This is a genomic window from Sphingomonas sp. GW821-FHT09E03 (genome assembly GCF_059416225.1).
The window spans coordinates 344711-364755 of sequence record NZ_JBWKOS010000001.1; the positions used below are offsets into that span (position 1 = coordinate 344711).

Below are 20045 nucleotides of genomic sequence, written 5' to 3' on the forward strand. Positions count from 1 at the left end.
CAGCTCAGACCCGCAGGTAGCGAAAGTACCACACCTCGTGTCCGTGGCGGCGCGCCTTGCGCTCGTAGCGGGTCTCGGGCCAGTCGGCGGGGCGGGTGAGGAAATCGGCCGGGCTTTGCGCGGTCCAGGCGAAATCGGCACGCTGGTTCATCACCATCATCGCCCAGCGACAATAAGTGGGATCGTCGGTGCCGAGGCGGAATTCGCCGCCGATCTTGAGCTTGGCCGCGATCGCATCGAGCGGGCCGTGATTGATCATCCGCCGCTTGGCGTGACGCGCCTTGGGCCACGGATCGGGATGGAGCAGATAGACCCGCTCGAGCGAGGCGTCGGGAAGCCGCTCGACCACCTCCAGCGCATCGCCCATGTGCAGGCGGACGTTGGTGAGGTCGCCGTCGCGGATATGGCCGAGCGCGCCGACCACGCCGTTGAGGAACGGCTCGCAGCCGATAAAGCCGCTGCCCGGCGTGGCGGCGGCCTGGCCGGCGAGATGCTCGCCCGCGCCGAAGCCGATTTCGAGCTGGAGCGGGCGCTTGTCGCCAAACAAGATCGTCGAATCGAGCGGGCCAGCCTCGGGCACGCTGAGCGCAGGCAGCGTGTCTTCAACGAGTGCGGCCTGGCCGAGGCGCAATTTGTGGCCCTGGCGGCGGCCATAGAGGCGGCGGATGGTGGCAGGATCATTCATGGTCGCCGGCGCCTCTAGCCGTATCGCGCCGCGGAGCAAAGCGGCACGCGGACCGTTACACCGGCGTAATGGCAGACAGCGACAATAGCGACCTCAAGGCGGCGGATGCCAAGGAACTCCACCGCGCGGTACGCGAGGAAGGCGAGGACGAACTGCGCCGACCGGTGGCGTCGCTGTTCTGGTCAGGGCTTGCCGCCGGCATGGCGATCAGTGCCTCGCTGATGGCCGAGGCTGCCTTATACGCCAAGCTGCCGGCAGCGCCGTGGCGCGATCTGGTGGTCGCGCTCGGCTATCCGCTCGGCTTTCTGGTCGTGATCCTCGGACGAATGCAGTTGTTCACCGAGAGCACGATCACCGCGATGTTGCCGCTGGTGACGACGCCGACGCGCTGGGCGCTGCTGCGGACACTGAGGCTGTGGGGCATCGTGCTGTTCGCCAATTTGCTTGGCACCGCGATCAGCGCCGTGCTGATCGCGCATGGGCTTCTCGGCAGTGCCGAGATCCGCGAGGCGGCGCTGGCGATCTCGGCCAAGATCACCGAGCTGTCGCCGCTCGCCACCTTCATCAACGCCATTCCCGCCGGGTTCATGATTGCAATCCTCGCCTGGGCGCTGCCCAATGCACGCGAGCAGAGTTTCTGGATCATCGTTGCCTTCACCTATTTGCTGACGGCCGCGGGGTTCAGCCATTCGGTGGTAGGTTCCGACGAGGCGTTCCTGCTGCTGTTCGCCGGGGAGACCGGGGTATGGCAGACCGTCATCGAGCTGATCGCACCGGCGGTGTTCGGCAATCTGGTGGGCGGCGCGGGAATCTTTGCGCTGCTTGCCCACGGCCAGGTCAAAGACGAAATGCACGGGGACGCGACATGAGCAAGAATGACAAGAAGGCGACCGGCAAGAAGGCAAGCGGCAAGCCGGGCGGCAAGAAGGCTGACGGCAAGTCCGCCAAGAAGGCCAAGAAAACCGCCGGCAAGGTCGCGCAGGTGGATCGCGAGGTCACGCACAAGGCGGCCGCGGTACGCCACCTGCCGGTCGTACGGCTTGCCGGGCTGCTCGGCGAGGTGGGTGACCAGCCGCAGCTGATCCTCGCCTCGGTAGGAACAATCGCGGCGGGGTTGGTCGGCGGGCGGCGTGATCTGGTGCGCGGCGGCGCGCGGATGCTGGCGGCGCATCTCGTCGCCACCGCCGCCAAGGCCGTGATCAAGCAGTCGTTCGATCGCAGCCGGCCGGACAAGGCGCTGGCCGATGGCCAAACGCATTTTGCCCGCGGCGACAGCCACGATCACGAACTCAATTCCTTCCCGTCGGGGCATACTGCCGGTGCCGTGGCCGTCGCGCGCGCCGCCTCGCGCGATATCGACGGCGCCGCGGTGCCCGGCGCGATCGGCGCGGTGGCGGTGGCGGCGGTGCAGGCGCCGGCGGGGCATCATTACCTGTCAGACGTGGTGGTCGGCGCCGCGGTTGGCTGGGTGTCGGAAGCGGTGGTCAGCGCGGTGTTCGATCGGCTCGAGCCGGCGATCGAGCAGCGGTTGACGGGGGACGCTATTTGAACGTCTTGGCGTCGAGCGTCATTGTCGTGCCTTGCGTCCGGCCCAGAGCCCCGCCCTTGTTGACAAGCTCCAGGGCTTGCTGTGGGCGGGGTAGCGACGCGAAGGTGCCGTAGGTGCTGGTCGCCCCCTCGACATCGTTGAACGTTACCGAATAGCGCCGTTCCTTGCCAACCAAGGTGCCGAGGGTTGGGGCGACGCCAATCATGCGCCCTGAGTCACCGAGGGCAAGCGAATAGCCATCTCCATCAATGGCTCGATAGACGCCGAAGGTGACAGAGCCGACTCCCTCACGACACCATTGCGATCGCGTCAGCGGCTTTCCTTGCTTGTGGGCACTATCGACGATCATCCCGGCAAGCAGCGACACGAGTACGTCGCTGCCTTCCGGCTTGACGACCTTGGCGTTGGTAAAGGCAAGCGGCTTAGGACAGGTGCGGATCGGAACGGCTGCCGGAGCCGCCTCGACGCCTGTCGTGGGCCAGCGAAGAGCGTCGATGAAGTGCGTCAGCCTCGCGTCCAACGCATCAGCATTCATCGTCTTAGTGCTCATCCGGATCGCAACAAGCCACTCGCCCAGGGGCAACACCGCCAAGGCCGTGCTGCGATATTCGCTGCCGAGCACCGAATAGCTCTGCCGCATCGCGGACGTGGTCGTGCTGCCGGGGCCGGCAAACGCAACCGGGTCAGCGCTGGCGGGCGAGGCGTGCTGGAACAGCGTGCGGTCTTCCAGTGCGGTGCGCGATCGATCGAACCACATGGGGACATCGTTGGCCGCGGGATGAAACAGGTAGAGGGTGGTGAACAGGCTCTTGGCCGGATCGTCAAACTGGGCTGAGACATCGTGCTCCGTTGTCGTGCTGTCGGACAACGAGCTGCGCGTCAGACCATCCACTGTCGCCATCAGGACGAGCCCGGTCTCGGCATGCTGCCACCCGTTGTTCGACGGCACCGGCAGGTCGCGCGCTGCGAGCGAGCCTGCCTGAGCAATGGCTAACGCCGCCGTGATGATCATGCGCATGAAAAAGCCTCCCCTGTTACCAGGAGAGGCTAAGTCATCCAGCCGATTAGGCAATCAGGCGATCGTCAGATCAGGCGACGGCGGCCTTGATCGCGTCGACCAGGTCGGTCTTTTCCCAGGTGAACAGGTCGCCTTCCGGCTCGCGGCCGAAGTGGCCGTAGGCGGCGGTTTTCGAATAAATCGGCGCGTTGAGCTTGAGGTGCTCGCGGATGCCCTTGGGGGTCAGGCGGACCAGCTGCGGCAGCGCGGCCTCTAGCTTGGCTTCCTCAACGGCGCCGGTGCCGTGCAGGTCGACATAGACCGACAGCGGCTCGGCGATGCCGATCGCATAGCTGAGCTGGATGGTGCAGCGACGCGCGAGGCCGGCGGCGACGACGTTCTTGGCGAGATAGCGCGCCACGTACGCCGCCGAGCGGTCGACCTTGGTCGGATCCTTGCCGCTGAACGCGCCGCCGCCGTGCGGGGCTGCGCCGCCGTAGGTATCGACGATGATCTTGCGGCCGGTGACGCCGGCGTCGCCGTCTGGGCCGCCGATTTCGAACTGGCCGGTCGGGTTGATGTAGATCTTGGTGTCGTCGGTGATGAAGCCGTCGGGCAGCACCTCTTTAAACACACCCATTACATAGTCGCGCAGCACGGCGTATTTGGCGGGATCGGCGTTGTCGCCCTTCTCGCAAAAACCGGGCGCATGCTGGGTGGAGACGACCAGCGCGGTCGCAGCGACCGGCAGTTCGTTCTCGTAGGACAGCGTGACCTGGCTCTTGGCGTCGGGCTCGAGGAACGGCGCCGCGCCCGAGTGGCGATCAGCGGCCATCTTCTCGAGGATCTTGTGGCTGTAATAGAGGGTGGCGGGCATCAGGCCGGGGGTCTCGTCAGTCGCGTAACCGAACATGATGCCCTGGTCGCCGGCGCCCTCGTCCTTGTTGCCGCTCTCGTCGACGCCCATCGCGATATCCGCGGACTGGGTGTGCAGATTGTTCTCGAAGCGGAAGGTCTGCCAGTGGAAGCCCGACTGCTCGTAGCCGATCCGCTTGACGGTGGCGCGGACGGTCTGCTCGATCTCGTCCTTCACGCCTTCGGCCCAGTTGCCGGCGGCATCCATGATGCCCTTGCCGCGGATCTCGCCGGCCAGCACCACAAGCTGGGTGGTCGTCAGCGTCTCGCAGGCGATGCGCGCCTCGGGGTCCTTGGACAGGAACAGATCGACGATGGAGTCGCTGATTTGGTCAGCAACCTTGTCCGGATGGCCCTCGGAGACCGACTCGGACGTGAACATGTAGCTGGAACGCATTGGAATCCCTTCTGGTGAGGGGAAAGCCCAGGCCGTTGCCATGCCATATAAAGCTTTCCTTATATGTTGCCCTAGCGTGCTCGGCGGCGGACGGCAACGGCCCCCGCGATCATCGCCAGCACGACGATCAGCGCCAGCCAATTGCCGAGCCGGCTGAACAGCGTCGGCACCAGCGCCGGGGGCATCGGCACCTCGATCGCGCCGGCGGTTTCGTGCGGTACGGTGGCGATCAGGCGGCCGTCGGCCGCGATCACTGCCGAAATGCCGGTGGGGGTGGAGCGGACGATCGGCAGGCCTTCCTCGATGCTGCGCATCCGCGCCTGGGCAAGGTGCTGCGGGGGGCCCCAGCTGCCGAACCAGGCATCGTTGGAGGGATTGAACAGCAGGCGCGGACGATGCGCCTCGTCGATCACCCGGCCGGAGAAGATGATCTCGTAACAGATCTGGAAGCCGACCTGGCCGAAGCCGGGGACGGCGAAGCTGCGCGGGCCGGGGCCATCGTCGAAATCAATGTCGCCGGGGACGAGGCGTGCGAGGCCCAGCGGCTTGAGCAGCCAGGGCATCGGCAGATATTCACCATAGGGCACCAGATGGGCCTTATCGTAGCGATTGCGGATGCGCGCGCGTGAGTCGAGCGCATAGACCGAGTTGCTGGCGCCGGTGATGTCCTCGGCGGCGTTGAAGCGCAACGCCGTGCCGCCGGTGAGCAGCATGTCGCGCGGGCCCAGCAATTGCGCCATCCGCCAGCGGGTGAACAGCGGGCTGGCGCCGCCATAGGCATAAAGCGGATAGCCGCTCTCGATATAGTCGCGCACGACACCCTCGGGCCACATGATCAGCCGTGGGCGGGGACCGGGGCGGCCCGACAGCCGGGCGAGCGCGGTAAGGACGCGATCGCCATCGTCGTCGCTGCGCTCATCCTGGCCGATGTTGGGCTGGACGACGCGAAGCAGCGGCGCGTCGGGCGCGGCGGCGGGCGCATTGGTCCATAGCGCCGACAGCGCGGCGAGTACGAGCGCGGCGGCAAGGCCGAGCGGCAGCGCCCGCTGGCGGGTGGCGAGCAGCAGCAGCGAGCCTGCGGCAAGCACGGTAACGCCGGACAGCGCATAGGTGCCGATCCAGGCCGAGAGGCGGGCGACGCCGATCACCGGCAGCCAGACCACGCCGATCGGATCCCAGGCATAGCCGGTGAACAATATGCTGCGCAGATATTCGCTGGCGATCCACGCGGCGGCGAACATCAGCACGTAAGCGGCATCGACGGCGTAGCGGCTCGATCGTCCGAACCGCCAGGCAAGGCCCGCGGCGAGCGCGGGAAACACCGCCAGGTACAACGCCAGCGCAACCGCGGCGAAATAGCCGAGCACCGCGGGCATCTTGTCCTGGAAATCGAAGGCGTGCTGGAACCAGTTGTTGTTGATGGTGAAATGGCCAAGGCCGAAGCACCAGCCGAGCCACAGTGCCCGGCGGAGGGTGGGCGCGCGGTGAACCAGGGCGATCCACACCGCGAAGCCAGCGAGCGTCAGCGGCCACAGCTGCCAGGGCGCAAAGCCGGTGGCGGCAATGGCGCCGAGCAGGATCGAGGCGAGGGCGGGTCGCTGGGCAAGGAAGGCGCGGATCACGGGGGCATCCTGGTCGGCGGGAGCTCGTCGCGAGCGGGTGCCGCTGTCGCCGATCCGGCCGGGCGGGACAAGTGGTTGCGGGTGATGCGCCCGCGATCGTCACCCGGACGTGCTCCGGGGCCGTTCGACGACAACCGCCGCGGTAGAGCCTCTTGTCTTCGCATCACCAAGGTGGACCCGGCACCAACTCCGTGGGGCTGAGGCGAAAGCGCAGGAGCCTGGTCGCTCCCCAACTCCGCTGGTGACGGCGCGACGGGCGGCGGCTATCCTTAGGCGATGACGCTGCGCCCCTTCCACCTCGCCTTTCCCGTTCACGATCTTGCCGCCGCGCGTGCCTTCTACGGCGGCACTTTGGGCTGCGCGGAGGGGCGCTCGAGCGACAGCTGGATCGACTTCGACCTATTCGGTCACCAGATTGTCGCGCACCTCGATCCGGCCGCCAAGCCGGTCGCGATTGCCAATGCAGTCGACGGCCATGACGTGCCGGTGCCGCATTTCGGCGTGGTGCTGACGATGCCGGACTGGACGGCGCTGAGCGAACGGGTCGCCGCCGCGGGCGTGTCCTTTGGGATTGCACCGCATGTGCGCTTCAGAGGCCAGGCGGGCGAGCAGGCGACGATGTTCTTCTATGACCCGTCCGGCAACGCGCTCGAGTTCAAGGCGTTTGCCGATGACGCAATGCTGTTCGCGGTAGACCAGAAGGAAGTCGCATGAGCGCGCCGATCGAAGTGAACATTCCTCACCAGCTCGGCAAGGAGGCGGTGCGGGCGCGGCTTGACGGTGGGATCGGCAAGATCACGCGGATGATCCCGGGCGGCGGCACCGTCGAGCATCGCTGGGAGGGCGACACGATGCATTTCACCGTCGCGGCGATGGGCCAGTCGATCGCCTCGCGCGCGACGGTGTCCGATACCAACGTCCATGCGGTGGTGGACCTGCCCGGCTTTCTGGGGCTGTTCGCGGGCAAGATCCGCGATGCGATCCAGGCCGAGGCGCCCAAGCTGTTGAAGTAAAAGGCGGCGATTCGCTCCCCCCTTCCGTCACCCCAGCGAAAGCTGGAGTATCGGCGTGGTCGGGCGACACGGCGCCATCGCGGAAGATCCCAGCTTTTGCTGGAATGACGGATCGGCCTGCCGCTACTTGGCGCTGACCCGCCACACCTTGTTGCCGACGTCATCCGCCACCAGCAGCCCGCCGGTCTTGTCGGTGATCACGCCGACCGGACGACCGTGGGCCTTGCCGTCGGCATCAAGGAAGCCGGTGAGCACGTCGACCGGCTTGGCGTTGGGCAGCGGAAAGCCGGTCGGCGCGAACGGCACGAACACCACCTTGTAGCCCGACACCGGCTTGCGGTTCCACGAGCCATGCTCGCCGATGAAGGCGCCGCGGGCGAACTGGCCGCCGAGCTTGGCGTCGTTGGCGAAGGAGAGGCCTAGCGCGGCGACGTGCGGCCCGAGTGCGTAATCGGGACGCTTTGAATATTGCTGGAGCTGCGGGTTCTGCGGATCGACCCGGGTGTCCGGATAGCCGCCCCAATAATACCAAGGCCAGCCGAACTGGTCGCCGAACTCGACCTGGGTGAGGTAGTCGGGTGCGAGGTCCGAGCCGAGCATGTCGCGCTCGTTGACGACGGTCCACAGCCCCTTGGTATCGGGGTTGATCGCCATGCCATTTGGGTTGCGCAGCCCCGAAGCGTAGATGCGGTAGGTCTTTTCCTTGGGCCAGACCTGGAGGATGTTCGCCCGGAATTTCTCGGCGGCCATGCCGTTGTCGGCAATGTTGGACGACGAGCCGACGCTGACCAGCAGGGTGCGGCCATCGGTATTGGGGATGACGTTGCGCGCCCAATGATTGCCGCCGCCGCTGAGCTTGACCACCAGCTCGGGCTTGGCGGTGATGCTGGTGGCGCCATCCGTATAGGGGACGCGGACCAGCGCATCGGTGTTGGCGATGTAGAGCTGACCCTCGAACAGCGTCATCCCCGAGGGCGAGTTGAGCCCGGTCATGAATATGTGGCGCTGCTCGGCGATGCCGTCGCCATCGGCGTCGCGGAGCAGGGTGATGCGGTTGGCGGACGCGCCGCCGGCGCCGGCCTTGCCGAGCAGCTTGCCCATCACCCAGCCGGTAATGCCGCCGCCCTTGCGCGGCGGCGAGTTGGTCTCGGCGACCAGCACGTCGCCGTTGGGCAGGCGATACAGCCAGCGTGGATGATCGAGGTTCGCGGCGAACGGCTGGACCTTGAGGCCGGCGGCCGGGATCGGCGCGGCATTACCCTGCCAGCCGATCACGTCAGCGACCTTGACGGTGGGGATGGTCTGGATGCGCGGATCGGTGATTGACGGGCGGCGGCCGACGACCTGGTCGAACGGCACCTGCGCCTTGTCCGGCCAGGCGACATAGATGATTCCAGCTATGGCGACGACGACGAGGAGCGCGAAGACGCGCAGAACGTGCTTGAGCATGAGGCGAAGGTAGGCGGGGAGTGGGGAGGGAGCAAGCGGGGCGCCGCAGATGGTGCGTGGCGCCTTGTTTCTCGTCATCCCGGGTCGAGCCCGGGATGACGGGCGATTACGCGTCCTCTTCCACCGGCACCGGCGGATGCAGCCGCAGGCGGTGGATGCGGCGTTCGTCGGCGTCGAGCACCTCCAGGCGCCAGCCGCTGGGGTGATCGACGCAATCGCCGGTGGCGGGCACACGGCCGGCAAGCACCGCGGCGAGGCCACCCAGCGTGTCGACGTCGCTCTCCGCCTCGCCGAGGCGCGGGTCGATCATCTCGGCGGCGTCTTCGAGCTCGGCGCGGGCATCGGCATCCCAGATGCCGCCGTCGCGCGGTACCAGCAGCGCCTCGGGCGCCTCGTCATGCTCGTCCTCGATCTCGCCGACGATTTCCTCGATGAGATCCTCGATCGTCACCAGGCCCTCGGTGCCCGAATATTCGTCGAGCACGACAGCAAGATGGACGTGGCTGGCGCGCATGTCGGCGAGCAGATCGAGCGCACCGCGGGACATCGGCACGTAGAGTGGCTCGCGGATCAGCCCGGCGATGCTCTCGGGATGCGCGACGCCGGTGGCGAGAATGTTGAACACGTCCTTGATGTGGACCATGCCGATGATCGTATCGAGCTCGCCGCGGTAGACGGGCAGGCGGCTGTGGCCGGCCTCGGCGAAGATCTGAACTAGATGGTCGAAGCTGGTGGCTTCCTCCACCGCGATGATGTCGGCGCGGGGCACGCCGACGTCGCCGGCGTCGCGTTCGCCGAAATGGAGCAGGTTGCGCACCATCTGCCGCTCGAGCGGGGTGAGATCGCCCTTGGCATCGGGCGCGGGATCGTCCTCGTGGCGATCGATCGCCTCTTCGAGCTGGTCGCGGAGGGTGTCTTCCCCCTGATCGCCGAAGATCAGGGTCTTCAGCCCGCGCCAGATGCTGTCGTTGGAGTCGCCGTTGCCGGCGCTACTTCGGTCCTCTGCCATGGCAGTAAGTTCAGTCCTCGCGAATCAAATAAGGGTCCGCGATACCGAGCGAGGCGAGCGCCTGGCGCTCGATCTCCTCCATGGCCTCGGCCTCATCATCCCCCAGATGATCATAGCCTAGCAGATGCAGCGTGCCGTGCACCAGCAAATGGGTGGCATGCACTTCCACCGGAATGCCGCGCTCGGCCGCCTCGGCAACACAGACGCCGTGGGCCAGCACGATATCGCCGAGCAGCAGCTCGCCGTCGTCCGAATTCTGACTGACGGTGTCGATCAGATCGGGCTGAACCATCGGGAAGGAGAGGACGTTGGTCGGCTTGTCCTTCTGCCGATATTGCCGGTTGAGGGTGTGGACCTCGTCGTCGCTGGTCAGCCGGACCGACACCTCGACCGCTGCCGCGCTGGTCAGCAATTCGCCGTGCGGCGTCCGCTCGATCGCGGCGCGCGCGGCGCGCGCGGCAAGGTCGTCCCAATCGATGTCGGCCCAGGGGTCTTCGCGGGTCAGGGCGATATCAAGCATTGGTACCCTCATAAGCTTCGACGATCCGGCCGACGATCGGGTGGCGGACGACGTCGGCGGTGGTGAAGCGGGTCATCGAGATGCCCTCGACCCCCTCCAGCCGCATCGTCGCATCGGCAAGGCCCGATGCGGCGACGCCACCGGGCAGATCGGTCTGGTTGGGATCGCCGCAGACCACCATCCGGCTGTTCTGGCCGAAGCGGGTGAGGAACATCTTCATCTGCCCGGGCGTGGTGTTCTGCGCTTCGTCGAGGATCACGAAGGCGTCGGCCAGCGTGCGGCCGCGCATGAAGGCGATTGGCGCGATCTCGATCTCGCCGCTGGCGATGCGCCGCTCGACCTGCTCGGCGGGCAGGCAATCGTGGAGCGCATCGTAAAGCGGGCGCAGATATGGATCGACCTTCTCCTTCATGTCGCCGGGCAGGAAGCCGAGCTTCTCGCCGGCCTCCACCGCCGGGCGCGACAGGATCAGACGCTGGACGCTGCCCGTGATCAGCTGCGCGACCGCCTGGGCGACGGCGATATAGGTCTTGCCGGTGCCTGCCGGCCCGAGCGCGAAGATCATGTCGTTGGTGGTAAGCTCACGCATGTAATGCGCCTGCGCCGGCGTGCGCGGCACGATCGTCTTCTTGCGCGTGCGGATCATGATCGAGGGCGCGGCGGAGCGCTCAGTGCTGATGATGCCGTCAAGCACCGGCTCGGCGCTCATCGCTATCGCTGCGTCTACCAGCCCGGTATCGACATCCTCGCCGCGCTGGATGCGCGCGTAAAGATCCTGGAGCACGTCGCGCGCGATCGCCACCTGTTCGGCCGTCCCCTCAAGCCCGACACGATTGCCGCGCGCGGTGATATAGACCCCGAGGCGGTTTTCCAGCGCGACGAGGTTCTGATCATAATGGCCAAACAGGGCGGCAAGGAGCTGGGGCTTGTCGAACAACACTTCTACACGGCTGCGTTCACCGGAATGGGCGGGGACAGGCTTGCGGCTCATGCGGTCCTTTCGGGGGTCATTGCGCGGGGTGCATCGGAGATGCCGGGCGCCAAGGCGGAGGTGAGGGTGGCACGGCCCGCGTTCAAGGGGCGAGTCGCGAAACGGCGCAGCTGCATCGCCGGCGAGTGTGGCAGGCCGCTGCCTCGGGCGACAGCCCTGATTATTTGCCCGATACAATTGCGAGATGCCGTAATCGTCGCAAGGCACGGAACCCTTTGAAATTGTCTCCCTCCCCATGGAGATAAAACCAGAATGATGCGTTATCCGGCCTGATCTGGGTTAGTCTCTTGAGGTGTTTCGGCATCACAATGGCGTATCGTTCGTAAAAGGATGTACGATGAACAGTGGAACGGCGCGCCCCGACGATGATCCGATACGCGCGGAACGGTCCTGGGCGGACCAGGCCGATTATCATCGGCGGCGCGCCGAGCAGGAAGCGCTGCTCGCCGAGCGTACCACGGATCCCGCCGTCGCCGCGGCGCATCAGGCGCTGGCCGAGCGGCACAACAATCTTGCCGCGGCCGCTGAAATAGCCGGCACCCTGCCGGATTCAGCCAAGCCGGTGCCGGTAGAACAGGACGAACTCGTCGCCCGTGCGGTGGCGGTGCTGACGCCGAAGGGCGACGCGTAGCGCCGTCGCGGGATCAGGCCGCGGCCTTCAACCGCGCGAGGCCGCTCAACGAATTGGGATCGGCGCGGACGATGTCCACCTCGACCATCGCACCGATCGGCGCCTCGGTAAGCAGGTGGACCGACTGAAGCCATGGCGACTTGCCGAGCATCTGCCCCGGCAGCTTGCCACGGCGCTCGATCAGCACGGAACACTGCCGGCCCACCGTCGCCGCGTTGAAGGCATGCTGGTCGCGATTGAGCGCTGCCTGCAGCCGCTGGAGCCGCTCGTCCATCACCTCGGGCGCGACCTGCGCGGTCATCGTCGCCGCGGGGGTGCCGGGGCGCGGGCTGTATTTGAACGAATAGGCCTGGGCATAGCCGACCGCATCGATCAGGCTCAGCGTTTCGGCGAACTCGGCGTCGGTCTCGCCGGGAAAGCCGACGATGAAGTCGCCGGACAGCGCGATGTCGGGGCGCACCGCGCGGACCCGATCGAGCAGCCGCAGGTACGAATCGCGATCATGGCTGCGGTTCATCGCCTTGAGCACCCGGTCGCTCCCGGCCTGCACCGGCAGGTGGAGGAAGGGCATCAGCGATTCGACCTCGGCGTGCGCGCGGACCAAGCCGTCGCGCATGTCGTTGGGGTGGCTGGTGGTATAGCGGATCCGCGCAAGGCCGGGGATCGTATCGAGCGCTCGGATCAGCCCGTCGAGACCATGAACACGACCGGCGGCGTCCTCGCCTTCCCAGGCGTTGACGTTCTGGCCAAGCAGCGTGATCTCGCGCGCGCCGGCGTCGACCAGCGCCTTGGCCTCGTCGACGATCGCGGCGAACGGCCGGCTGACCTCGGCGCCGCGGGTGTAGGGCACCACGCAATAGGTGCAGAACTTGTCGCAGCCTTCCTGCACGGTGAGAAAGGCTGACGGTCCGACCTTGCGCCGCGCCGGCAGCGAGCCGAACTTGGACAGCACCGGCATGTCGGTATCGAGCGCGGCACCACCCTCGGCCGCTTGGGCGACCAGCGCGGGCAGATTGTGATAAGCCTGCGGACCGACCACCACGTCCACCTTGGCGCGGCGGACAATCTCCTCGCCCTCGGCCTGGGCGACGCAGCCGGCGACCGCGATCATCGGCGCCGCAACGCCCTTGCTGGCCGCGTCCTTGCGCAGCCGGCCGATGTCCGAATAGACCTTCTCGGTGGCGCGTTCGCGGATATGGCAGGTGTTGAGCACCACCAGGTCGGCGGCACCGGCATCGTCGGTCGCGGCAAGGCCCTGCGCCGTCATCAACTCGGCCATGCGCTCGCCGTCATAGACGTTCATCTGGCAACCGAACGACTTGACGTGGAAGGTCTTGGGACTGGGCTTCATGCCCCTGGCGCATAGCCCAAGCGCGCGCGTTTCGCTACCCGCGCACCGGCGCGGCTTCGATCCGGCGGCGCGCCTCGGCGGCTACCGCCTTGCGCCCCGCGAAGGCGAGCGGGTCGAACGGCTCGAGGAACGCGAGCGTGGCGATGAAGCTGCCACGGCGGCGCAGCACGCGGGCGGCATGGTGCTGGCCGGGCTCGTCGCCGAACCAGGCGAGATCGTCGGTCGCGCTGCCGTAATCGATGCGGAGCGGCTGGATCAGCACGCCGGGCGGCGGCGGCTCGAGCACGGCGAGCAGCGCCGATTTGAACGGCAGCAGCGACTTGCCGTCGCCGGTGGTCCCTTCGGGGAAGATCGTCACCGCCCAGCCGTCAGCGAGCGCATCGCGGAGCCGGCCGATCTGGCTGGCGACCTGAAGCCGATCCTCGCGCGACACGAACAGCGTGTTGTTGAGCGTGCATAGCCAGCCGACCAGCGGCGCCTTGGCGAGTTCAGCCTTGGCGACAAAGGTGCTGCCGGTCGCGCCGGCGATCAGCAGGATGTCGATCCAGCTGAGATGGTTGGCGACGAACACCACGTCGCGGCGGCGAGGCTGCCCGACGATGCGGCGGCGGGCGCCGACAATGCGCGCGATCAACCCGAGCAGCAGGCGCGGCCAGGGCGAGGGGAGGCGCAGCAGCCGCCACAATCCGTGCAGCACCAGCGCGATCAGCAGCGCCAGCGTCATGGCGATGAGCCGCAGCGCCAGGCGGAGGCTAGCCACTCGTCACCCGAGTCGCGCTCACACCTTGCGGTCGAGCGAGACGCCGTAGAGTTCCATGCGATGGTCGACCAGACGGAAGCCGAGCCGCTCCGCGATCGCCTTCTGGAGCAGCTCGAGCTCGGGATCGACGAATTCGATCACCTTGCCGCTTTCGACGTCGATCAGATGATCGTGATGCGCTTCGGGCGAGGGCTCGTAACGGGCGCGGCCATCGCCGAAATCATGGCGGTCGAGAATGCCGGCTTCCTCGAACAAGCGCACGGTGCGGTACACGGTGGCGATCGAGATGCCGGGATCGATCGCTGAGGCGCGCTCGTAAACCTTCTCCACGTCGGGATGATCCTCCGCCTCGGAGAGCACGCGGGCGATCACCCGGCGCTGCTCGGTGATGCGCAGGCCCTTCTGGTTGCAGAGAGCTTCGAGATCGATCTTGCGGGGCATCATGCTTCCTTAACCCCATCCGCTTGTTGCGAGAAGCGAAACTGACTCGCAATAAGGATGAGCCGTCGATTAGCCGATCCGCTGTCATCCGCCCGACAGCCGGAAGTGTCCCGAATGGCGCTTTTTGTCCTCAAGATATCCAGCTCGCGCGGGGATCACGGATTGGGACGGGGCAAGGCCGAGTACTAGACCGGCCGCCGGTAGGTGTGAGCATCGTGGACGTCACCCGACCGGCCGCGATAATAGCCGCGGCGCTCGCCGACCTTCTCGAACCCTTGTGCCTTGTAGAGCGCAACGGCTTCGTTGCTCGATCGTACCTCGAGGTGGAGGTCGGCGATGCCGGTTGCCTGTGCCTCGGCGATCACGCCGCGCAGCAGGGCAGTGCCGATGCCGCGGCGGCGATGGCGGGGATCGACCGCGAGGAGCAGCAGTTCCGCTTCGTCGGCGACGCTGCGGACCATCGCGAACCCGGCAGGCTCGTCGTCGACCTGCGCCAGCGTCACACGGATGCCGGGCATGGCCATCACCCCCAGGCACTGATTGCGCGTCCAAGCCTCGCCGAAGCGCGGGTCGAACGCTGAGAGCATCAACGCCTCGACAATGCCGATATCGCGCGCGTCGCCGGGGCGGAGCAGGATCGAGCGCGTCGCCATCAGGCCGGGGTGATCCCGCCGGGCAGCTTGGCGTCGGGTGCGCGGCCATAGATCGGGCGCGGCGGCAGGCTGGCCAAGGCAAGCGGTAGCAGGATGGCATCGGCCGCGTCGGGCAACGCTTCCAGCGCCTCGATGGCGGGATCGACCGCGAGGAGACGGCCGACGCCATTGCCGATGGCGAGGCGCGTGCCGAGTGCGGCAATGGCGGCCTCGGGCTTGAGCGAGACGAGCGGCGCGTGGGGCGTCAGATCGGCGGCAAACGCTTGCATGAAGACCTCGCCATGCCCTCCTTCGAGCACCACCGCAAGATCGGTCGGCGATCGCGCGGCGAAGCCGGCGGCGGCGAGCAGGGTCAGGCTGGAATAGCCGTGCGCCACCGCCCCCCAGCCAAGCGCGAGCCCGCGCGCAGCAGCGATGCCGACGCGCACGCCGGTGAAGCTTCCCGGGCCAACGTCAACCAGGATGCGCGGGGCGCGGCCACCATCGGGCAGCCGGGCAATCATCGGCACCAATTGTTCGGCGTGGCCGCGGCCGACCACCAGATGATCGCGTGCGATCACCTTGTCCTGCTCGATCAGTGCCACCGAACAGGCGGTGGTGGCGGTGTCGATCACCAAGGTACGAGGGAAAGGGGAGTCGATCATGCCCGCCTGTGGACGGTCATGCCGGCGGCCGCTACCCCGATTCGGGGCAGGCCGACGGCATCACGCGATACGATTGAACTTGTCGAAGGCGGGACGCGGCGAACGCTCGTGAACCGAGGCGGGATCGCCATAGCCCAGCGTCGCGATGAAGTTGGTGCGCACCCCCGGCGCGTCGGCAAAAAACGCCTTGTCGACGAGGCCGGCGTCGAAGCCCGACATCGGTCCGACGTCGAGCCCCAGCGCGCGGGCGGCGATGATGAAATAGGCGCCCTGCAGCGTCGAGTTGCGGAAGGCGCTCGCCTCACGCAGCTCGCTGTTGCCGTCGAACCACGCCTTAGCGTCGACGTGCGGGAACAGCTCGGGGAGATATTCGTGGAAGTTGACGTCCATGCCGATCACGACGCTTACCGGCGCGGCGAGGATCTTGGGGCCGTTGCTGCCGCTGGCCGCAGCGGCGAGCGTCTGCTTGGCCTCGTCGCTGGTGCACCACACCAGCCGCGCCGGCAGTTGGTTGACCGAGGTCGGCCCCCATTTCATCAGCTCCCAGATCGCGTGGAGCTGGTCCTCGCCGACCGGCCGGTCGGTGTAATGGTTGAAGCTGCGCGCGGTGCGGAAGATGGTGTCGAGCGCGGCGTCGTCGAGCGGGGCGGCCATGGTCAGACGGCCCTCACTTCGGTGACTTCGGGCACGTAATATTTGAGCAGCTGTTCGATGCCATTTTTCAGGGTTGCGGTGGAGGAGGGGCAGCCGGCGCAGGCGCCGTGCATGCGCAGGAACACCTTTCCCTTGTCGAAACCGCGATAAACGATGTCGCCACCGTCATTCGCCACGGCCGGGCGCACGCGGGTGTCGATCAGGTCGCGGATCTGCTCGACTATCTCGGCGTCGGCGGGGTCGTCCTGAAAGTCATCCTCGGCGCTCGGCACGCTGAACCCGGCGCTGGCCGGCTTGAACAGCGGCATGGCGGCGGAGAAATGATCGAGCAGGATCGCGAGCACGTCGGGCTTGAGCCCGGGCCACGAAACGCCGGGCGCCGCGGTTACCGAGACAAAGTCGCGACCGAAAAACACGCCGGTGACGTCGCCGAGCGCGAACAAGGTCTCGGCGAGCGGGCTGGCGTCCGCTTCCTCGGGGGTGGCGAAATCCCGCGTGCCGGCGTCCATCACGACGCGGCCGGGGAGGAATTTGAGCGTCGCCGGGTTGGGCGTGGCTTCGGTCTCGATCAGCATGCGCTGCATGTGGCGCGGCCGGGCCCCGCGATCAAGTCGGGGCGGGGAAAGGGATTGTTTCCGCGGCGGTGGTTTTGCCGCTGGCGGCACCGCGCTCCTGCGGCCGCAGGAGCGCGGTGCGCCTGCTACTTCGCCGCCAGCTTCTTCGGCAGCACCGCCATCGTCCAGTCCTTGGCCGGCAGCAGATATTTCGCCGCGGTCGCCTGCAGCACCGCCGGGGTGACCTCGCCGAAGTCGCGGCCGATCCGCCGGGTCGCTTCCAAGCGCCGCGGGTCGTAGGCGCCGCCCGACAGCTCGCGCAGCCAGAACAAGCTGCTGGTGGAGGCGCGCGCATAATATTGGCTGAGCGGCCCCTTCACGCGGGCGAGCTCGTCGGCCGAGATCGGGTTGGCGACCAGATCAGCGGCGATCTCGCGCGACAGCTTGAAGAACAGCGTGACATTCTCCGGCGCCACCTGGCTCACCGCCATCAGCCGGCCGCCGCCGGGCAGGCCCTTGGGCCATTGGCTGACCACGCCGGGGCTGTAGCTTGCGCCGGCTGCCTGGCGCATCCGCTCGAACAGGCGATCGCTGAACACCTGGGCGAGCACGTCAAGCCGACGGCTTTCGGCGATGTCGTCGAGACCGGCGCCGGTCGGCCAGGCGATCACCGCCGAGGCCTGGTTGTCCGGCCCATCATGGCTGCGCAGCACGGGGGTGGCGACATGCGCAGGGAAGCGCACGGCTGGTGCCGCCATGGCCGGGGTGGTGCGGGGCGGCAGCGCGGCAAGGCTCTTGGCGACGGCGGCGATCGCCGCGTCAGGCTGGACATCGCCGAACACGTCGACCTCGATCGGGCCGCTGGCGAGCAGCGGCGCCCACAGCGCCTGGAACGCCTTGGGGGTGAGCGCATCGACCGCCTTGGCATCGGGCGTCACCCAGCGCGGGTCGCCGGCGCGAAGCAGTCCTTCCAGATCGCGCGACAGAATGCCGTCCGATGAGGAAGTATAGCCGGGAATGGCGGTGAGCGCCGCCGATTTGGCGCGCGCTACCGGCGCTGCATCCCAGCGCGGCTGGGCGAGCTTGGCGGCGATCAGGGTGAGCTCGTCTGCATAGTCCTTGGGGCTGCTCAGCGCCGCGACCGAGAAGGCATCGTCGTCGATGCCGAAGTCGAGGCCCATCTGGCGCCCGGCGGTGAGCTGGTCGAGATCGTCCTGGCCGAGATTGCCGATTCCGCTCTCCATTAGCGCGAGATCGCCGGCCCAGGCCGGGCTCGGCCGGTTGGCGGGGAGGGCATTGTAGCCGCCGCCGAAACGGACTCGGACGAACACCCGGCCGCTGTCGGCCGTGTTGGAGAAGAGCAGCATCCGCACGCCATTGGCGAACACCACCTTCTCGACCGGCAGGCCGGCGAGCTGCTCGCGCGTTGCCACCGTGCCGGGGGCGCCGAGCGCGGGCAGCTTGGAGAAATCGACCGCGGCCTGGGCGCTGCGCTTGATCGTCAGCCCTGAGACGTCCGCCTTGAGCGCGGCGGCGAGCTTTTCGGCGACGCCCTTGTCGGCAGTGCGGGTGTTGACCAGCGCCCGCGTCGCATCGCCGGTAAAGATCTTGCGGGTGGAGGCGAGCACGTTGTCGGGGGTGAACATCCCCGCCTTCTTGGCATCGGCGAGAATGTCATATTGGTTCTGCGGAGCCGTCACCGTCTCGCGGATGTCGAGCGCGCCGGCCATGTCGTCGGCCTGCTTGGCGCTCGCCTCGACCCGCGCGGTCTCGACGCTGTTGCGCATCGCCACCTCATAATCGGCATATTCGCGGTCGATCTCGGCCTGGCTCGGCGCGGTCTTCTGCGCATCGGCGATCTCCGCACGGACGTCTTTCAGCGCCTGCTCCCATTGGTCGCCCACGGGGAGGATCGTCACCGAGGTCATGTTCGCCGACCGCGAGGTGTCGTCGAGATCGACGCTCGCCTGGACGAAGCTGGCGCCGGCACGCGCGCGCCGCTCGAGCCGGCGGTTGATGATCCGCGCCGCGAGCGTGTCGATCATCCGCTTCTGGTTGAAGATCGCGGTGTCGTTGTTGAAGTGCCAAGGGCGCATGGTGCCAAGCATGACCAGCGGCGGCAGGCCGGGCTCAACCAGCGTCGCCGCGGTTGGCTGGCCGGGGTCGGGCTTGCCGAAATCAGGATCGGCAGGCGCGGGGCCGGCGCCCTGCCAGTCGGCGAAATGCTTGACGACGAGCTGGCCGAGCAGGGCCGGATCCATGTCGCCCGAGATGATCACCACCGCGCGACTCGGGCGATACCAGCGATCGTGGAAGGCCTTGATGCTGGCGCCGGTCGCGGCCTCCAGCGTCTTGATGGTGCCGATCGGCGAGCGATCGGCGAGCGGCTGGCCGGCGAAGAAGGTGGCGTTGACGGTGTCGCCGAGGCGAACCTGCGGCCCAGGCTGCTCGCGACGTTCCGCGAGCACGATCGGCCGCTCGGCAGCGACCGCGGCGTCCGTCAGCGCCGGCTGCTCCATCATGCCCGACAGGATCTTGATGCTCTCGTCGAGCGTCTGTGGCGTCGCCGAGGGCAGGTCGAGCTTGTACAGCGTCTGGGTCGGCGTGGTCGACGCGTTGGAATCAGAGCCGAAGGTAGCGCCGAACCGCTGCCACACCCGCTTGGCCTCGCCATCGGGGACATATTCCGAGCCGCGGAACGACAGATGCTCGATGAAATGCGCATAGCCGCGCTCGCTGTCCGCCTCATAAAGCGAGCCGGCATCGATGCGGACGCGGATCGAAACCTGCCCCGGCGGCACGCCATTCTTGCGCACGGCGTAGCGCAGCCCGTTGGGCAAGGTGCCGAACGACCAGGCGGGGTCGGGCGGCAGGTCGCTGCCCTTGTACAGCCAGGCCGTGGTATCGACCTTGACCGCGGGCTGTGCCGTCGCCGTGGGCTTGGGGGTAGACTGGCCAAAGGCCGGGATCGCCAGGGCGAGCAGGAATACGGGCGCGAATGCGCGGGGGGAAAACGCCATGGCCTGCCTTCTAGCGACATGGGCAGGGGCCTGCCAGCGCGACCTGCCGGACCATGTCCTCGCCCGGCTAGCGCCATGATTTCGACCAGAAACACGGCTAGCCCGACCGTGAAACAAACGCCGACCGGGCGATCGCATCAGCAGGTGCGAATGCGAAAACGGCGGCACAGTGAGATGGTGAACCAGTGAC

At 67.3% G+C, this 20045-nt stretch carries 21 protein-coding genes; 5 read left to right on the forward strand and 16 right to left on the reverse strand.

Features of this window, described 5'->3' with window-relative positions; all coding sequences use genetic code 11:
- Positions 1–4: 4 nt before the first annotated feature.
- Positions 5–685 carry a tRNA (guanosine(46)-N7)-methyltransferase TrmB gene (gene trmB, locus AC07M8_RS01805; protein WP_495172743.1) on the reverse strand — a complete coding sequence of 227 codons (681 nt, stop codon included), beginning with the start codon at positions 683–685 and terminating at the stop codon, positions 5–7.
- 68 nt (positions 686–753) lie between these two features.
- Here trmB and AC07M8_RS01810 point away from each other — a divergent pair, with 68 nt between their 5' ends.
- Together AC07M8_RS01810 and AC07M8_RS01815 are read left to right on the forward strand one after the other, a co-directional pair.
- Positions 754–1554, forward strand: a complete 801-nt coding sequence (locus AC07M8_RS01810) for a formate/nitrite transporter family protein (RefSeq protein WP_495172744.1) — start codon at positions 754–756, stop codon at positions 1552–1554.
- Positions 1551–2234, forward strand: a complete 684-nt coding sequence (locus AC07M8_RS01815; RefSeq protein ID WP_495172745.1) for a phosphatase PAP2 family protein — start codon at positions 1551–1553, stop codon at positions 2232–2234. The genes AC07M8_RS01810 and AC07M8_RS01815 overlap by 4 nt, the downstream gene beginning before the upstream one ends.
- On the opposite strand, the gene AC07M8_RS01820 is transcribed toward AC07M8_RS01815, so the two are convergent.
- The 3 genes from AC07M8_RS01820 to lnt form a co-directional block, all read right to left on the reverse strand.
- A complete protein-coding gene (locus AC07M8_RS01820) occupies positions 2227–3252 on the reverse strand; it encodes a hypothetical protein (protein ID WP_495172746.1) in 1026 nt (341 codons plus the stop codon). The two genes, AC07M8_RS01815 and AC07M8_RS01820, sit on opposite strands and share 8 nt — an antisense overlap.
- Before the next feature lie 70 nt (positions 3253–3322).
- Positions 3323–4543 (reverse strand): methionine adenosyltransferase, encoded by a 1221-nt coding sequence (gene metK / locus AC07M8_RS01825; RefSeq protein ID WP_495172747.1) that lies wholly within the window; start codon positions 4541–4543, stop codon positions 3323–3325.
- 71 nt (positions 4544–4614) lie between these two features.
- Positions 4615–6162 carry an apolipoprotein N-acyltransferase gene (lnt, locus tag AC07M8_RS01830; RefSeq protein WP_495173128.1) on the reverse strand — a complete coding sequence of 516 codons (1548 nt, stop codon included), beginning with the start codon at positions 6160–6162 and terminating at the stop codon, positions 4615–4617.
- 279 nt (positions 6163–6441) lie between these two features.
- On the opposite strand from lnt, the gene AC07M8_RS01835 reads away from it, so the two are divergent.
- Both AC07M8_RS01835 and AC07M8_RS01840 read left to right on the forward strand, forming a co-directional pair.
- The gene (locus tag AC07M8_RS01835; protein ID WP_495172748.1) at positions 6442–6879 is read left to right on the forward strand and encodes a VOC family protein; all 438 of its coding nucleotides are present in this window, start codon (positions 6442–6444) and stop codon (positions 6877–6879) included.
- Positions 6876–7178, forward strand: a complete 303-nt coding sequence (locus AC07M8_RS01840) for a polyhydroxyalkanoic acid system family protein (RefSeq protein WP_495172749.1) — start codon at positions 6876–6878, stop codon at positions 7176–7178. Before AC07M8_RS01835 ends, AC07M8_RS01840 begins: the two co-directional genes overlap by 4 nt.
- 123 nt (positions 7179–7301) lie before the next feature.
- Here the strand turns inward: AC07M8_RS01840 and AC07M8_RS01845 are convergent, their stop codons facing one another.
- The 4 genes from AC07M8_RS01845 to AC07M8_RS01860 form a co-directional block, all read right to left on the reverse strand.
- Positions 7302–8627, reverse strand: coding sequence for a PQQ-dependent sugar dehydrogenase (locus AC07M8_RS01845; protein WP_495172750.1), 1326 nt, complete (start codon positions 8625–8627; stop codon positions 7302–7304).
- Positions 8628–8733: 106 nt separating this feature from the next.
- A complete protein-coding gene (locus AC07M8_RS01850) occupies positions 8734–9636 on the reverse strand; it encodes a hemolysin family protein (protein ID WP_495172751.1) in 903 nt (300 codons plus the stop codon).
- Between the two features lie 10 nt (positions 9637–9646).
- Entirely contained in the window at positions 9647–10156 is a 510-nt protein-coding gene (gene ybeY / locus AC07M8_RS01855; RefSeq protein ID WP_495172752.1) for an rRNA maturation RNase YbeY, read from the reverse strand.
- The gene (locus AC07M8_RS01860) at positions 10149–11147 is read right to left on the reverse strand and encodes a PhoH family protein (protein ID WP_495172753.1); all 999 of its coding nucleotides are present in this window, start codon (positions 11145–11147) and stop codon (positions 10149–10151) included. The genes ybeY and AC07M8_RS01860 overlap by 8 nt, the downstream gene beginning before the upstream one ends.
- Positions 11148–11484: 337 nt before the next feature.
- On the opposite strand from AC07M8_RS01860, the gene AC07M8_RS01865 reads away from it, so the two are divergent.
- Complete coding sequence (locus tag AC07M8_RS01865; RefSeq protein WP_267395826.1) at positions 11485–11778, forward strand: hypothetical protein; 294 nt, start codon at positions 11485–11487, stop codon at positions 11776–11778.
- Positions 11779–11791: 13 nt separating this feature from the next.
- Here AC07M8_RS01865 and miaB read toward each other — a convergent pair whose 3' ends face one another.
- From miaB to AC07M8_RS01905, 8 genes are all read right to left on the reverse strand, one after another.
- The gene (gene miaB, locus AC07M8_RS01870) at positions 11792–13129 is read right to left on the reverse strand and encodes a tRNA (N6-isopentenyl adenosine(37)-C2)-methylthiotransferase MiaB (RefSeq protein ID WP_495172754.1); all 1338 of its coding nucleotides are present in this window, start codon (positions 13127–13129) and stop codon (positions 11792–11794) included.
- Positions 13130–13163: 34 nt separating this feature from the next.
- Positions 13164–13889 carry a lysophospholipid acyltransferase family protein gene (locus tag AC07M8_RS01875; RefSeq protein WP_495172755.1) on the reverse strand — a complete coding sequence of 242 codons (726 nt, stop codon included), beginning with the start codon at positions 13887–13889 and terminating at the stop codon, positions 13164–13166.
- Between the two features lie 18 nt (positions 13890–13907).
- Positions 13908–14330, reverse strand: a complete 423-nt coding sequence (locus AC07M8_RS01880) for a Fur family transcriptional regulator (RefSeq protein WP_267395829.1) — start codon at positions 14328–14330, stop codon at positions 13908–13910.
- 185 nt (positions 14331–14515) lie between these two features.
- The gene (locus tag AC07M8_RS01885) at positions 14516–14983 is read right to left on the reverse strand and encodes a GNAT family N-acetyltransferase (protein WP_495172756.1); all 468 of its coding nucleotides are present in this window, start codon (positions 14981–14983) and stop codon (positions 14516–14518) included.
- Positions 14983–15627, reverse strand: coding sequence for a tRNA (adenosine(37)-N6)-threonylcarbamoyltransferase complex dimerization subunit type 1 TsaB (gene tsaB, locus AC07M8_RS01890; protein ID WP_495172757.1), 645 nt, complete (start codon positions 15625–15627; stop codon positions 14983–14985). The genes AC07M8_RS01885 and tsaB overlap by 1 nt, the downstream gene beginning before the upstream one ends.
- 60 nt (positions 15628–15687) lie before the next feature.
- Complete coding sequence (locus AC07M8_RS01895) at positions 15688–16281, reverse strand: malonic semialdehyde reductase (protein WP_495172758.1); 594 nt, start codon at positions 16279–16281, stop codon at positions 15688–15690.
- A gap of 2 nt (positions 16282–16283) precedes the next feature.
- A complete protein-coding gene (locus tag AC07M8_RS01900; protein ID WP_495172759.1) occupies positions 16284–16856 on the reverse strand; it encodes a NifU family protein in 573 nt (190 codons plus the stop codon).
- 125 nt (positions 16857–16981) lie between these two features.
- Positions 16982–19855 (reverse strand): M16 family metallopeptidase, encoded by a 2874-nt coding sequence (locus AC07M8_RS01905; protein ID WP_495172760.1) that lies wholly within the window; start codon positions 19853–19855, stop codon positions 16982–16984.
- Positions 19856–20045: the final 190 nt, after the last annotated feature.

Coding starts and splice junctions, on each gene's coding strand:
- AC07M8_RS01905 (WP_495172760.1), bottom strand. CDS start 19,855: ATGGCGTTTTCCCCCCGCGCATTCGCGCCCGTATTCCTGCTCGCCCTG.
- tsaB (WP_495172757.1), bottom strand. CDS start 15,627: ATGATCGACTCCCCTTTCCCTCGTACCTTGGTGATCGACACCGCCACC.
- metK (WP_495172747.1), bottom strand. CDS start 4,543: ATGCGTTCCAGCTACATGTTCACGTCCGAGTCGGTCTCCGAGGGCCAT.
- AC07M8_RS01810 (WP_495172744.1), top strand. CDS start 754: ATGGCAGACAGCGACAATAGCGACCTCAAGGCGGCGGATGCCAAGGAA.
- AC07M8_RS01845 (WP_495172750.1), bottom strand. CDS start 8,627: ATGCTCAAGCACGTTCTGCGCGTCTTCGCGCTCCTCGTCGTCGTCGCC.
- ybeY (WP_495172752.1), bottom strand. CDS start 10,156: ATGCTTGATATCGCCCTGACCCGCGAAGACCCCTGGGCCGACATCGAT.
- AC07M8_RS01835 (WP_495172748.1), top strand. CDS start 6,442: ATGACGCTGCGCCCCTTCCACCTCGCCTTTCCCGTTCACGATCTTGCC.
- AC07M8_RS01865 (WP_267395826.1), top strand. CDS start 11,485: ATGAACAGTGGAACGGCGCGCCCCGACGATGATCCGATACGCGCGGAA.
- AC07M8_RS01815 (WP_495172745.1), top strand. CDS start 1,551: ATGAGCAAGAATGACAAGAAGGCGACCGGCAAGAAGGCAAGCGGCAAG.
- miaB (WP_495172754.1), bottom strand. CDS start 13,129: ATGAAGCCCAGTCCCAAGACCTTCCACGTCAAGTCGTTCGGTTGCCAG.
- AC07M8_RS01885 (WP_495172756.1), bottom strand. CDS start 14,983: ATGGCGACGCGCTCGATCCTGCTCCGCCCCGGCGACGCGCGCGATATC.
- AC07M8_RS01895 (WP_495172758.1), bottom strand. CDS start 16,281: ATGGCCGCCCCGCTCGACGACGCCGCGCTCGACACCATCTTCCGCACC.
- AC07M8_RS01880 (WP_267395829.1), bottom strand. CDS start 14,330: ATGCCCCGCAAGATCGATCTCGAAGCTCTCTGCAACCAGAAGGGCCTG.
- AC07M8_RS01860 (WP_495172753.1), bottom strand. CDS start 11,147: ATGAGCCGCAAGCCTGTCCCCGCCCATTCCGGTGAACGCAGCCGTGTA.
- trmB (WP_495172743.1), bottom strand. CDS start 685: ATGAATGATCCTGCCACCATCCGCCGCCTCTATGGCCGCCGCCAGGGC.
- AC07M8_RS01840 (WP_495172749.1), top strand. CDS start 6,876: ATGAGCGCGCCGATCGAAGTGAACATTCCTCACCAGCTCGGCAAGGAG.
- AC07M8_RS01850 (WP_495172751.1), bottom strand. CDS start 9,636: ATGGCAGAGGACCGAAGTAGCGCCGGCAACGGCGACTCCAACGACAGC.
- AC07M8_RS01820 (WP_495172746.1), bottom strand. CDS start 3,252: ATGCGCATGATCATCACGGCGGCGTTAGCCATTGCTCAGGCAGGCTCG.
- AC07M8_RS01900 (WP_495172759.1), bottom strand. CDS start 16,856: ATGCTGATCGAGACCGAAGCCACGCCCAACCCGGCGACGCTCAAATTC.